The sequence below is a fragment of the Methanobrevibacter sp. genome (assembly GCF_045611865.1).
GTDB lineage: Archaea > Methanobacteriota > Methanobacteria > Methanobacteriales > Methanobacteriaceae > Methanocatella.
The window spans coordinates 17,357-30,994 of record NZ_JAZKXX010000038.1 but is presented as its reverse complement, the minus strand read 5'-3'; the positions used below and the strand labels follow the sequence as shown (position 1 = coordinate 30,994).

15 protein-coding genes are annotated in these 13,638 nt (G+C 32.8%); 10 read left to right on the top strand and 5 right to left on the bottom strand.

The window, feature by feature from the left end:
• Positions 1-111, top strand: a 111-nt coding sequence (locus tag ACKI32_RS04320; RefSeq protein ID WP_407413858.1) for a glutamine amidotransferase-related protein, incomplete at its 5' end; no start/stop codon positions are given.
• Positions 112-122: 11 nt separating this feature from the next.
• The gene (gene carB / locus ACKI32_RS04315; RefSeq protein ID WP_407413853.1) at positions 123-3,299 is read left to right on the top strand and encodes a carbamoyl-phosphate synthase large subunit; all 3,177 of its coding nucleotides are present in this window, start codon (positions 123-125) and stop codon (positions 3,297-3,299) included.
• Positions 3,300-3,317: 18 nt separating this feature from the next.
• On the opposite strand, the gene ACKI32_RS04310 is transcribed toward carB, so the two are convergent.
• The gene (locus ACKI32_RS04310; RefSeq protein ID WP_407413856.1) at positions 3,318-3,947 is read right to left on the bottom strand and encodes a zinc ribbon domain-containing protein; all 630 of its coding nucleotides are present in this window, start codon (positions 3,945-3,947) and stop codon (positions 3,318-3,320) included.
• Positions 3,948-4,075: 128 nt separating this feature from the next.
• On the opposite strand from ACKI32_RS04310, the gene ACKI32_RS04305 reads away from it, so the two are divergent.
• From ACKI32_RS04305 to ACKI32_RS04290, 4 genes are read left to right on the top strand one after another with little or no spacing between them, the layout of a single operon-like run.
• Positions 4,076-5,230, top strand: a complete 1,155-nt coding sequence (locus tag ACKI32_RS04305; RefSeq protein WP_407413851.1) for an amidohydrolase family protein — start codon at positions 4,076-4,078, stop codon at positions 5,228-5,230.
• Between the two features lie 42 nt (positions 5,231-5,272).
• The gene (locus ACKI32_RS04300) at positions 5,273-5,695 is read left to right on the top strand and encodes a universal stress protein (RefSeq protein WP_407413849.1); all 423 of its coding nucleotides are present in this window, start codon (positions 5,273-5,275) and stop codon (positions 5,693-5,695) included.
• Between the two features lie 45 nt (positions 5,696-5,740).
• Positions 5,741-6,583, top strand: a complete 843-nt coding sequence (locus tag ACKI32_RS04295; protein ID WP_407413847.1) for a CBS domain-containing protein — start codon at positions 5,741-5,743, stop codon at positions 6,581-6,583.
• Between the two features lie 11 nt (positions 6,584-6,594).
• Positions 6,595-7,065, top strand: coding sequence for a hypothetical protein (locus tag ACKI32_RS04290; RefSeq protein ID WP_407413845.1), 471 nt, complete (start codon positions 6,595-6,597; stop codon positions 7,063-7,065).
• Between the two features lie 163 nt (positions 7,066-7,228).
• Here the strand turns inward: ACKI32_RS04290 and ACKI32_RS04285 are convergent, their stop codons facing one another.
• The 3 genes from ACKI32_RS04285 to ACKI32_RS04275 are packed head-to-tail and all read right to left on the bottom strand — an operon-like array spanning position 7,229 to position 9,735.
• Positions 7,229-7,885: a TfuA-related McrA-glycine thioamidation protein gene (locus ACKI32_RS04285; RefSeq protein WP_407413843.1), complete on the bottom strand. Its 657-nt coding sequence runs from the start codon at positions 7,883-7,885 to the stop codon at positions 7,229-7,231.
• A 4-nt stretch (positions 7,886-7,889) separates the two neighbouring features.
• Positions 7,890-9,092, bottom strand: coding sequence for a YcaO-related McrA-glycine thioamidation protein (locus ACKI32_RS04280; protein ID WP_407413841.1), 1,203 nt, complete (start codon positions 9,090-9,092; stop codon positions 7,890-7,892).
• A 1-nt stretch (position 9,093) separates the two neighbouring features.
• Complete coding sequence (locus tag ACKI32_RS04275; protein WP_407413839.1) at positions 9,094-9,735, bottom strand: site-2 protease family protein; 642 nt, start codon at positions 9,733-9,735, stop codon at positions 9,094-9,096.
• A gap of 50 nt (positions 9,736-9,785) precedes the next feature.
• Between ACKI32_RS04275 and ACKI32_RS04270 the strand changes: the two genes are divergently transcribed.
• A complete protein-coding gene (locus tag ACKI32_RS04270; protein ID WP_407413837.1) occupies positions 9,786-10,802 on the top strand; it encodes a M24 family metallopeptidase in 1,017 nt (338 codons plus the stop codon).
• 119 nt (positions 10,803-10,921) lie between these two features.
• On the opposite strand, the gene ACKI32_RS04265 is transcribed toward ACKI32_RS04270, so the two are convergent.
• Positions 10,922-11,527, bottom strand: a complete 606-nt coding sequence (locus ACKI32_RS04265) for an Ig-like domain-containing protein (protein ID WP_407413835.1) — start codon at positions 11,525-11,527, stop codon at positions 10,922-10,924.
• 322 nt (positions 11,528-11,849) lie between these two features.
• Between ACKI32_RS04265 and ACKI32_RS04260 the strand changes: the two genes are divergently transcribed.
• From ACKI32_RS04260 to ACKI32_RS04250, 3 genes are all read left to right on the top strand, one after another.
• A complete protein-coding gene (locus tag ACKI32_RS04260; protein WP_407413833.1) occupies positions 11,850-12,512 on the top strand; it encodes a DUF4013 domain-containing protein in 663 nt (220 codons plus the stop codon).
• Positions 12,513-12,619: 107 nt separating this feature from the next.
• Positions 12,620-12,805 carry a hypothetical protein gene (locus ACKI32_RS04255; RefSeq protein WP_407413831.1) on the top strand — a complete coding sequence of 62 codons (186 nt, stop codon included), beginning with the start codon at positions 12,620-12,622 and terminating at the stop codon, positions 12,803-12,805.
• Between the two features lie 17 nt (positions 12,806-12,822).
• Positions 12,823-13,626 carry a DUF2207 family protein gene (locus ACKI32_RS04250; RefSeq protein WP_407413829.1) on the top strand — a complete coding sequence of 268 codons (804 nt, stop codon included), beginning with the start codon at positions 12,823-12,825 and terminating at the stop codon, positions 13,624-13,626.
• The last annotated feature ends 12 nt before the right edge of the window (positions 13,627-13,638 follow it).

Sequence of the window (13,638 nt, the reverse complement as noted above, 5' to 3'; positions counted from 1 at the left end):
CACAAGGAGTTGCCGTTGAAATGTATACAGTACCACCCTGAAGCCGGACCTGGTCCAAACGATACAAGACACATTTTTGATGAATTTAACCAAATGATGGATGATTACTAAGGAGGATTACTATGCCAGTTGATAAAGATATTAAAAAAGTATTAATTATTGGTTCTGGACCTATTCAAATTGGACAGGCTGCAGAGTTCGATTATTCAGGATCACAAGCATGTAAATCACTAAGGGAAGAAGGTATTGAAACAGTACTCGTTAACAGTAATCCAGCTACAATCCAAACAGATATTGATATGGCTGATACTGTTTATACAGAACCATTAACTCCTGAAGTTGTTGCTAAAATCATAAAAGAAGAAGAAGTTGATGCGATTTTGCCAACCATGGGTGGACAAACAGGATTAAACATCGCAACAGGTCTTGGCGATTTAGGATTATTAGACGGAATAAAAGTTTTAGGATCAGATGTTCAAACAATTAAAGATGTGGAAGACCGTGATCTTTTTGCGAATCTCATGGAAGAGATTGGTGAAGAAATTCCTAAATGTCAGGCTGTAGAAAGCGTTGATGCTGCTCTTGAAGCAGTAAAAGAAATTGGCTATCCTGTTATCGTAAGGCCAGCATTTACATTAGGTGGAACTGGTGGTGGAATAGCTCACAACGAAGAGGAATTAATTGAAATTGCTAATCACGGATTGGATATGAGTTTTATCAATCAAGTTCTAATCGATGAATCAGTTCTTGGGTGGAAAGAAATAGAATTTGAAGTAATGAGAGATAAGGAAGACACTTGTATCATAGTATGTACCATGGAGAACATAGACCCTATGGGTATCCACACAGGAGACAGTGTTGTAGTTGCTCCAATTCAAAACTTATGTGATGAAACCATCCAAAAAATGCGTGACGCATCAATCAAGATTATCAGAGCATTAGGAATCAGAGGAGGATGTAATATTCAATTTGCACTTAACCCTGAAACCGATGAATACAAAGTCATTGAAGTAAATCCACGTGTGTCAAGAAGTAGTGCACTCGCTTCAAAAGCAACAGGTTATCCGATTGCTAAAATCTCTTCAAAAATAGCATTGGGAATGACTTTAGATGAAATCAAACACGACATTACTAAAGAAACCCCTGCATCATTTGAACCTGCAATCGACTATGTTGTAATCAAAATCCCAAGATGGCCATTTGACAAGTTTAAAGGGGTCAGCCGTGAAGTGGGTGTTCAAATGAAAGCGACTGGTGAAGTAATGGCTATTGGAAGAACTTTTGAAGAAGCATTCCAAAAAGCATTAAGATCACTTGATATGGGCTTCGATGGTTTTGAATATGTTGAATGGACCAAAGAAGACTTGGCCGAACCTACTGATAATATCTACTTCCAAATCTATTCCGCAATTAAAGATGGAATGGACATCGATGAAATAGGTAAAATTACCAAAATCGATAATTTCTTCTTATACAAAATCAGAAACATCGTTAACTTCGAAAACGATGTTACAGTTGAAAAGTTAAATGATGAAGCATATTTAAGAAAAGCAAAACAAATTGGTTGTTCCAATAAAAGATTAGCTGACTTAACTGGTCAAACTGAAGAATACATCAGAAACTTGCTTTCCAGATATAACATCAAACAATCATATAAAATGGTAGATACCTGTGCTGCCGAATTTGAAGCTAAAACCCCATATTACTACAGTAGTTACGATTTAGGTAATGAACTTACATCAACAACCAAGAAAAAGGTTGTAATTTTAGGTGCAGGCCCAATCAGAATAGGTCAGGGTATTGAGTTTGACTACTGTTGTGTACACTCTTCCCTAGCACTAAAAGATGAAGGTATTGAAACCATTTTAATCAACAACAATCCAGAGACCGTAAGTACCGATTATGACATATCAGATAAATTGTTCTTCGAACCAATTACCTTTGAAGATGTAATGGGAGTAATCGATCAAGAAAAACCTGATGGTGTTATCGTACAGTTCGGTGGACAGACTTCTATCAACTTAGCAGTTCCTCTAGCTAACGCAGGTGTTAAGATATTGGGAACTCCATATGAAAGTATTGACCGGGTAGAAGATAGGGAATTGTTTGCAGAATTATTAGAAAAATTACACATTCATCAAGCACCATACGGAACAGCTAACTCATTTGAAGAAGCAAAAGAAATTGCAGAAAAAATCACATTCCCTGTTCTTGTACGTCCTTCATATGTTATTGGTGGAAGAGCTATGGAAATCGTTTACGATACCAATGAACTTGAAGAATATATGAAGGAAGCTGTAAAAGTTTCACCAGATCACCCTATTTTAGTGGACAAGTTCTTGGAAGATGCAATTGAGCTTGATGTAGACATATTATGTGATGGTGAAGATGTATTCATTGCAGGAATTATGGAACACATCGAAGAAGCTGGTGTTCACTCAGGAGATTCTGCATGTGTAATACCTCCTCAGACAATACCAGAACATATATTGGACACTATTCGTGAAAATTCAACCAAACTTGCTTTGGAATTGGACGTTAAAGGTTTAATGAACATTCAATATGCAGTTAAACTTGATGAAGAAATGGTTTACATCATTGAAGCAAACCCTCGTGCAAGTAGGACCGTTCCGTTTGTAAGTAAAGCTATTGGGGTGCCACTAGCAAAAGTTGCAACATGGATTATGGAAGGTGCTAAATTAAAAGACTTTGATTTAACCAAAGAAATTAAAATCGAGCATGTTGCTGTAAAAGAATCTGTATTCCCATTCTTAAAGCTTCCAGAATCTGATACAGTTTTAGGACCAGAAATGAAATCCACTGGTGAAAGTATTGGTATAGATGAAAGTTATGGTATGGCATTTTACAAATCACAACTTTCAGCAGGTATGGAATTGCCTAAAGAAGGTAAAATATTCATTAGTGTTAAAGAAGCAGATAAAAAGAAAATCAGACCTATCGCTGAAAAAGCAGCTAATTTAGGATTTAAAATCATGGCAACTGCTGGTACTGGTGATGCAACTGGCCTTGATGATGTTGAAAAGGTATTGAAAGTATCACAAGGTTCTCCTAACATTAGAGATGCTATCTTAAACAATGAAGTTGATTTGATTATCAACACTTCTGAAGGTAAACAATCTGCTAAAGACGGTTATATAATCAGACGTTTAGCTATTGAACTTGGTATTCCTTACGTTACCACACTAGCTGGAGCAAGAGCAGTTTTAAATGCTATTCAGGCTGTTCAAAATAATGAAATCAATGTAAAATCTTTAAATAAATATGTCGATGGAGAATAAATATTCTCTATCTTTTTTTTAATTTCCATATAAGTATTCTTTAATATTAATACCACAAGATGGGCATTCTTCAGCATCGATTTTTAATTTATTTTTACATTTAGGACAATAGTTAAGTTGGACCTTATATTGTTTTGTTTGGTCAATAACAATATTAATTTCAATTCTTTGAGTGATATTGGTTTTTAAAACACTTTTATCCCAATGATTATCCATTAAAAGTTTTTTATAGTAAAATGCCTCTGTCATTGTATCATAATTGCCGATTATCTCATCACCCTTTTTAATGAAAAACTTACGGATTTTATGATCAAAAAGAATTTCTCCTTCTCTTTCCTTTTTGTTCACTTTTGTTCCTTTTATTCTGCCTTTAGGTCTCTTTTCAGGAAATGGGGGCAATTCCATATTTTCGTACTTGTTTTCAAGGTCACAATCGACAAGCAAATCATAATCAAAATTACAAAAAAATAGTGCATCTCTTTCATATAAGGCATCAGATAATTTAGAAAACTCTCCATAATCTTTATTGTTATGTTTAACTCTATATACCTCTCCAATTTTTACAATATTTCTGTAGAAGTATCTTATTTCTTGAGAGTTAATAGTATCACCTTTGATGGTTTGAAAAAGAAATGTAATTGCCGAAATTAATCCAAAAACGAATTTCAAACTATGTTGAAATTACATATATTACAATTTAATATTAAGTTTTTCAATTTAATAAGCTTATTGTAAATGCTAAATTATATTAATAAAAAAAATTAGATTTTCTTTTAATGTTCACTATAGCTAATGGAATTATTTTAAAAGGCGAAAATCTAGTACCTTTAAGGGAAAACATAGTTGTTGATGAAGGCAAAATCATAGAAATCGGCAAAGATACCAAAGAGGGTAAAATAATCGATGTTGAAGGTGCTGTAATTTGTCCGTCTTTTATTAATGGTCATATTCATATTGGAGATTCAATAATCAAGGATGAAGGTTATTCTTTTCCATTAAGTGAAATGGTAAAACCGCCAAATGGCATAAAACATGTTGCTCTTTCAAAGGCGAGTGATGAGGAATTAATTGAATCTATGAAGTCTTCAATGTGGGAAATGGTTAACTCTGGAACAACTCATTTCATTGATTATAGGGAAGGTGGAATTGAAGGTGTTAAGCTCCTAAAAGAAGCATCAAAGGATATTCCAATCAAACCGATTATCTTAGGGCGTGATGATAGTTTTTATGGTGATGATCCGGATTTAGCTAAAGTAAAGAAAGCTATAAGTAAACTTTTAAAAATAGCTGATGGTATCGCTCCGAGTGGATTTGGTGAAATCACAGATGAAGTTGCACAGTTGATTTCAACTGAGTGTGAAAAACAGGGTAAGATATCTTCAATCCATGTTGCAGAATCTGAATCCAATCAGATTGAATCATTGAATCGTAATAACATAACCGAAGTTGGTAAAGGTGTAAAAGCTAAATTCAATCAATTGGTTCATCTGACTAATCCTAAAAGTAATGATTTGGAAGTAGTCTCAAAATCAAATCAAAACGTTGTTGTTTGTCCAAGAGCTAACGCAACTTTAAATGTGGGTGTTGCTCCATTGAATAAGATGTTAAAGTTAGGAATAAAACCGTTACTCGGAACTGATAATGTAATGCTTAATTCACCTAATATGTTTAGAGAATTGGAATTCAGCTTAAAAATCATGTCTGTTTATCATGATGATTATTTAAACCCTGTTGAGCTATTAAAAATGGCAACAACCAATGTATGTAGATTTGACATAAACAATATTATTCAAAAGTCAACAATTGATGAAGGCAGTTTTGCCGAGTTTATGGTGGTAAATTCTTTTTCTAAAAATTATCATTTAAATATCATAAATAGATGTGAAACGAAAAATATATTATATATGATTAACAAAAAAGTTAGCATATAATATCATGGATATAAATCTATCATATTATGGGGGATGTTAACTATGTATGAGAAAATATTGGTCCCTACAGATGGGTCTGAATTTGCAAAAAAAGCTCAACAACATGCTTTATTTTTAGCAAAAGTTAGTGGAGCTGAAATAATCGCTGTGAGTGTCACAGAAAATAATTTTGTTAATGGGCTTCCATTAGATGATGAGATTTACCAGTTAAATCAAATTCTAAATGAAAGATCTGAAGAAAATCTTAAGGAATTTGATAAATTAAATGAAGATGATTTAAAAATTACTCATGTAGTTAGGGAAGGTTCACCTGCCAAAGTTATTTTGGAGGTGGCAAGAGAAGAGAATGTTGATTTGATTGTAATGGGTAGTTCTGGTAAATCAGGATTTGATAGGTTTATTATGGGTAGTGTAGCAGATAAGGTTGTAAACTCGGCCAAATGCGCAGTACTCGTAGTTCATTAATTTTACCATTTTATTATGTAGTTTTATATTAATTAAGGTGTTTTTATGTTAGTTAAAAGAACAATGTCTAAAAATGTAGTTAGTGTTTCCGTTCCAGGTAACAGAGAAAAAGTTTTAGACTTAATGAGAAAAGAAAAAAAAGCAGTATTGCCAGTTGTCAAAGAAGACACTGACATTTTAGTAGGACTAGTAACTCGTTCTGATTTAATTAATAATCCTGATGAAGAACAAATTGCAATGTTAATGAGCAGAGATTTAGTTACCGTAAATCCTGGCGATGATGTAGTGGATGCTGCTCGTAAAATGATTGACAACGATGTAAGAAGAGTTCCTGTTGTTAATGATGATGGTGAATTAGTAGGTATCATCACTTCTTTTGATTTAGTGTCCAAAGCTTTAACTAAAATTGAAGTAAACGATGCTGTCGAAAATTATATGATTACTACAGTTCCAACAACCTGGGAGAACGCTCCATTAAATGTTGCTTTTGAATCAATGAAACAATTTGGTTTAAAATCCATTATTGCATTAGACGACGATGCAAAATTATCTGGTATTTTAACTGAAACTGATTTTATTACTGAAATTGAAATTATCTCTGAAAGAAGTGAACACAGTTCCACTGTTGGAACTGAAGGAGATAAATGGTCTTGGGACAGTACTTCCGTATTGTACATTGAGAAAAACCACTTGAAATTTACCGATAAAGTTGTTGGTGATGTTGCAGTTGGTAATGTGGAAGTTGCAAACTCCAAAACCAAAGTTTCTGACTGTGCTAAAAAAATGAAAACCTTAAACATCGAACAAATTCCTGTTATTGGTGTTGAAGGAGATTTAGTTGGTCTTGTAAGAGCAAGTGACTTAATCAAAGCTTTAGTACAAGAATAATTTGTGATATAATGGCTGTTAGTCCAGTATTGGTGATTAAAACAGATGAGGATATTAGTGTTAATGTTCGCGCAAGATTATATGATGATTTTGTCGAACATAAAATAGTCCTTAATTCTGTTATTGCATATTGGTGGGCTAATAACTTGCCACCGGCTAAAAAGTTTTTAGAACTTCTCGATTCAGTTATTAAAAGGTCAATCAATGAATTAATGCCTCATAAAATATTGAACTTGAAATATGATGTTAAGGCAAATGCTCCCCTGGAAGATGCTTCAGAGCTTGAAATAGATTTGATAAGTGTTGATGCTGATGGAGTAGGTTTTAAAATTGATGGCGGAAAAATTTCACTTGCAGGACTTAGAAAAGTTTCAGATGATTTTGAAGCAAGTGAATTTCAAGCAAGTTTTGATCATTCTATTGAAACACCAGACATTGTTTTAAAACAATATAAAAAAATGCAAGAAAAAAATCTTGATTAAAATCGAGAGAGGTAATGAATTATCTCTTTCACAAATTCTTATTTTATAATTAATTAAACTACTTTTTTTATAAAAAATATTATTCTAATTAATGGTTATTTTCGTTAAAAATGAGTTGTGTTTATTTTCTAGGCAATGTTTTCAAGCACATACACATTCAAAATCATATTTTTGCTATTTTCTTGATGTGGGTGAGTAATTCTTTTGCATCTTCTTTTTTGATGTCTTTAGATTCACGGATAAAATCGATAAGTTCTCCTTTTTTATCGCTATCCAAATTGGAATCACTTAATGTTTTGGCGTAATTCCTTTTAGGGTAATATGTTTTCTTTGCAATGTTTAATAGTTCATCTTTTTCATCTGAAGTTAGAATATTTTTTGCTACTGCATTTTCAAAAACATATTTCATGTTAATTAAAGGTTCTGAAAGAGGCTCCAATGTATCTGAGTCAAGCATCACAGCAACGGCATCGTCTGAATCAACTTCACCACTTGCATACTGGTTGTAGACATAGCCTATTCCAACCATGCCTAAAGTATCAAGCTCGGAAGCTCTTAATGCCCCCATACTTGATGCGCCAAATACTTTAACATCTTTTTTTAACACGTTAAGTATTTCCTTATGGCCAACGGCAGAGTTTTGATGAAATACTCCGTCAATTATTCCAATGATATCGGGAGTTTCCTTTAGGGCTTGGCTCAAATCCCCTCTTTGAATCGGTCTTTTGTAGATTACTTCAACATCTGTTGTCGAGTCTAAAATCTCCTTTGCTTCGCTAAAGGGTATTGACAAACCAGCATAAATTATAATTTTAACCATGATATCATACTTTTAAAAATCTGTAACCTGCACGACTAGGGTCAAGTGCAAAAAGTTCCATTTCAGGAATAATAACTCGAACAACAGGAATGCCTAGTTCTGGACGTGTCAAATCAGTATATAAAATTTTACTAATGTCATTAGACATCAATTCATCTTTGACAATTTCAATGTCTTTATTAATTGAGTTTGTGGATTTGTTTTCAATTTCTGATAAATCAATTTGAGTTTCTTCTTGTCTAAAATAGTATTTGTTGATTCTTTTCATTCGTTCATAGCCTGCTTCACGAGCAAAATCAGCTCTTACAGTATCTTCACGAGCACCATTAATTTGAGTTGCTCTACTCTGAGCAACTTCAGTTAAAGCTCTTAGAATTGCAACTTCGGGATCTAGATGAGTTCCCATTCCTAATGTTAAAAGACCAGCGTCCTTTGTCACAGTATCATCAGCTGAAGCAGCTATTGTTGGAACTTTAATATCTGCTGTAAAATCCATTAATTTGATTTTTATTCCGTTTGATTCAAATTTATCAATTGCATCGTTGACAATCTTGCTTTCAATGCTGTCTAAATTGATTTGAGAGTAATTTTTGTGAGTTAACTCAAATATACTCCATGCATCTCTTTCAATTACTTCAAATATTCCATGTAAGATTGCTTCATCTAAAATATTGCCTGAAGCAAGGCCGTTGGTATTTGATTTAAATAAACTTTGTAATCTGTTATCATGTAAATACGGGTGATAAATTGCATTTGTTGGAACATAATAATCTCTGTCGGAGATTATATCATGAGATAAACTCCATTCTAATGTCAAAGATTCAAGACTTTCTTTTTTAAAGTCATTTGGCAAATTCAAAGATTCCGGATTAATGTAATCTCCCTTTTTTGAAATTTCATCAATTGTGGCGATTATTGTGTCATCACAATCTTGTTTTTCAGCAGAATATCTCTCAAAACCTTCCATCATAGCTGAAGCTTTGGCATGACTTTTGGATATTCCTTTACCTCCATAAATGCTGACTGCACCATCTTCGGCGGTTGGTCTGATAGCAGTATATATTGGAAGACCAATTCTATCCAAATCAGTAATGTCTGCGATACGGGTAATTCCTGCCACTTTTAATTTGTCTTCGTTATTTTCAATTGTCTTTTCAGGAGCAATTACTCTGTGTGTTCCCTTAAAATATGTAATTTCTTCACTCATTTTATAATCCTATAATCATTCTAACAATATTTTGTGGCCCCATTGTCATGGACATGAATGTCATTATTCCGGCGATAGCTATTGTAACAATCCAAATTACAATGTTCCATCTTAGAACTTTTGACCCATCAAGGTTTCCGATTGGAAGTAAGTTGAATACTGCCAAAAAGCTATTGACTGAATAACCTACTGCACAAATTATAAATATTAATGCGTGAGTTTCTGAATATAATGCAGAAGGGTATATTACAGTCGCAGCTGCTAAAAATATTAGTGCGAGTATAATGTTAACAACAGGTCCTGCAATTGAAATCTTACCGTTAATTTCATCGGTCATGTAGTCTGCATAGGTGTAAACAGCACCTGGAGCAGCAAATACAAATCCAAAAAAGGATGTAATAAGCGCAAATAGCAATCCTTGAGGCCATAATTTAAATTCGGCCCAATAACCATATTTCATAGACACAAATTTGTGTCCAAGCTCGTGTAAGATAAATCCAGCTCCCACGCCAACCATAATAATTGGTAGGATATTAAGCACGCCATTAACGTCTCGCCCAGCATTAGCTATTGCAAAACAAAGTGAGATAACGACGAATGCTATGAATAAATCTCTTACTTCACTCATTGTAAATTTAAACATAATGTTAAAATATCTAATTTTATATATAAAGTTTTTTCTAAATATTAACTATGGACTTACATATTGACAATATTTTAAACGATTTAGAAAAAGATAATTTTCAAGCTTATTTGCTTACAAAATTCACTAACGTTGGATATATCTCTGATTATAAACCTACCAGTTTCGCTTTTTGCGTCATTAAGGAAAATCCAGTAATTTATGCTTCAAAAATGGATATGGAAATTGCAAATCGTGATTCAAAAATAGAAGTTAGGGAATATGAATCATTTGAAGTTATGATTGGTGAGCTCAAAAAGGAAGGAATCAAAAATCTTGCAATTGAACCGACCCTGCCTTATAGTACTTATGAAAAGTTCAGGGATGATTTTTCTGTTGAATCCAAAACATATGTTGACAAACAGAGGATGATTAAAACCCCCGAAGAGATTAAAAATATTGAAAAAGCAACTGAAATAGCTCAGAAATCATTTTTGGAGCTGGACATTTTAAATAATGAGAATAATGAAAATGAAGTTGCTTTTGATCTTGTAAGATTGATGGTTGAAAATGGGGCTAGTAAAGAATCATTTGATACAATTGTTACAAGTGGGGCAGATTCCAGTCTTCCCCATGCAATTCCTCAAGCTAAAAAACTGAACCAGCCGATTTTAATAGATTGGGGAGCAATTTATGGGGGTTATTGTTCTGATAATACACGTACAATAATCTATACTGAACGCCAACAAGAAATTTGGGATATCGTTGCAGAAGCACATGATAAGGCAATAAAAGCGATTAAACCCGGCATTAAATGTTGTGAGGTCGATAAAGTTGCTAGAGATATTATTTCTGAGTATGGATATGGTAATGAATTTATCCACTCAACAGGCCATAGTTTAGGTCTTGATATTCATGAAACTCCCGGATTTTCTCTTCGTGATGAAACAATAATTGAAAAAGGAATGGTAATTACAGTTGAGCCAGGAATATACTTGGAAGGTGAATTTGGTGTTCGCCTAGAGGATACAGTCGCCATTTATAGAAAGGCTGATGTTATTGGTGATTTACCTTTGAAAATAGACTAATTTCATTGTTTTAGTTATTAAAATTTAGTTTATGGTACTGTTAATGTATGGAAAATGAATTGTTTATTTGTTAATTAAAATTAAAATTAAAGTATTAAATTAATAATACTTTAAAACAATTAAATCAAATTCCCGTCTTCATCTATTTCTGGAGGGTTACTTTTTAAAAAGTAGATATTTGAACCCTCATTTTGACCACTAACAATGACACCATTGGCATCGTAGTATTCATTTAATTCAGCATCATAATAATACTGTGTATGGGTAGATACATTATTGTATTCAACAGTACTTGCAGTAGCATTATCTAAAGTTGCTTGGGTGTTCTGTGCTATATTGCTGTCTTCTATGGTTATTGTTTTTTCAACTGAACATCCGTTGTATCTTGTAGTTCCATTGTATGTGGCTGTTACTTTATGTTCTCCGCCAGGTTCGTTACTTAATGTTAGATAAACCTTGCCTGTGCTGTCTGTAATTAAAGAATAACTTTGATTTTGTCCGTTTTCTTCATAGGTAATAGTTACATTTTGCCCGGCAAGAATTTCTCCTTTGTCGCTTTTTAGTTCAATTTCTATTGATTCTCCATTTTTTAAGGTATCTTCGCTTATAATATTAATTTGAGTATTTATTTTGCCGTTGTCATTTGCAGTTGTGAAAATGAAAACTCCGAGGATTGCAACAACTATGACAATTAAAATTATAAGGATTATTTTTTGGGTATTCATAATAGTCCTCCTTGTTTTTAGTTTTGAGGAATTGGATATAAATTATTTATCATAATTTTCAAATTTTTATATATTTTTTCAAAATATTTTTTTTAATTGAACATTACGTATTTAAATTCTGTTCAATTCAGTATTTTTTGAGTAGAATTCAAGTGAAATGTTGTAAATGTATTTAAATTTTTAATGACATATCATTACTTGAGAGTTAGTTATGCCGCATGTTATATTAAAAAAAGTATGGGACTATTGCAGTTACAGCAAAAAATATCTTATGTTTATTTTTGTACTGTTATTCATTTCATCCCTAATTCAGAATTATATTATGATTAATGGGGATGATATTGAAGTTAATGTGCTTTACCTTATAGTTTTTATTGTTGTAGTGGGTTATGGTATGTCAATTACTCGCAGCAGAATAAATCATGGTATGAGATTGCCGAAAATTGTTGTCAAGGATATTATAGTCTTTGGAATCAAGGCAAATATTGTTTTATTCGTTTATATGTTTGTTCAAGCGGGTATCCTAGGATATGTATGTTCCTTAGTGGGGTTCCCAAGTTTTGATTTGGTAGATTTGCTGTTATCTTGGAGAGATACAATTCATATGTTCTACAATCATGAACCTATAAATACGGTTTTGTTTGTCATTTTTGGAGCCATATTATTTTATATAACTACATTTTTCATGGAGATTGCATTGGCAAAATTGGCTGATACCAAAAGTTTATGGGCTGCTTTTAATTTAGTGTCAATTAAAAGGAGTATTGATGTAATTGGATGGAGAACATATGCAAAGGACTACACTCTGATTGTTTTGACTATAGTTATTTTATCAGAAATAATTGCTTTTGATTTGCCGGTCACGTTCATTGATTCGTTAGTAGATATGGTTCTGTCATTTTTTGTATTTGTTATTCAATATTTGGGTATTGGGGCGGTTTATTGCAATATAAAAGATTTGGAATCGGCCCGTGAGGATTCATAGGTTATTCTATCTATGGGTGCAAGCACTTACACTCAAACTTTATATATCTTTTAAGACTATTTTTATATGTGATTATAAAGCACCATAAGATTATGGGGGAATCTCAAATGAAAATGCATAAAATTTGTCCTAGATGTGGATCTATGAATATTGATTGGATTATACCTCAAAACTGGTCACAATGTGTTTGCAAGGACTGTGATTACACAGGACCAATAATTGAAGGAAATGATGAATTAATTGAAGAAATTCGTGAAGCATATGAGGAATCCTTAAAAGATAATAAAGAATAAAATATTGGGTGGAGCAAGTGTTAGGTTTAAACAGTAAAAATCAGTATGATGAAACTATTAAAAATCCTCCTAGTGATGATTCATATCCTATTGTATCCATATTGTTTGCAAAAAACAATAAAATAGGTGTAAATGCATTATCACTAACAATACTTGATTTAATCGATAAAGGTCAAATCAAATGCGATATTGATTTGGAATATTCCTATGAAGTCGGTAAGAAATTGACTCCGCAGGACATGGAAGTCATGAAAAAGATAACTCTTAGAATAGCAAATAAGGGAGAGCTAAAAACTTCCGAATCATCAGCAATTAACCTGCTTAAAAACATGAACAAAAACAAGAAATTCAACTTGAAATTCATGGCAAAACAAAGCAACATAACTTCTGTTGCCAATAAATTCGACGATGACCTTGGTGAATTCGCCAAAGCTCTAAAAAATGAAAATGGATATGATGGTGAAAGCTATAAAGATCTTCTGGAGAATGCTAAACTAACAAGTAAAGGAAAGGAAGTTAAAAATGAATGGAAAAACTTCCAGGATTATTTGGAATCAAAAGATTTGGTTGAAAAGTATCCTCCAGAGTCTGTTGAGGAAAATTCAGCCCAAGTACTCTATGCAGCATGCTTTGACATTGAAAAAGATGCTCTTGGAGTAAGGGAGAATAACACTCCGTTGACAGATTTCATTGATAAGGACGGATATAAATTGTTAAATATAATCTTCAATAATGCATTATTGAATGTAAATAAAAAACGAAAAGGCACCGGCATATTTTATGGCGTAAATGATAAATATACAATTCCTGGTGGAGGATAACTCCTCCAGCTA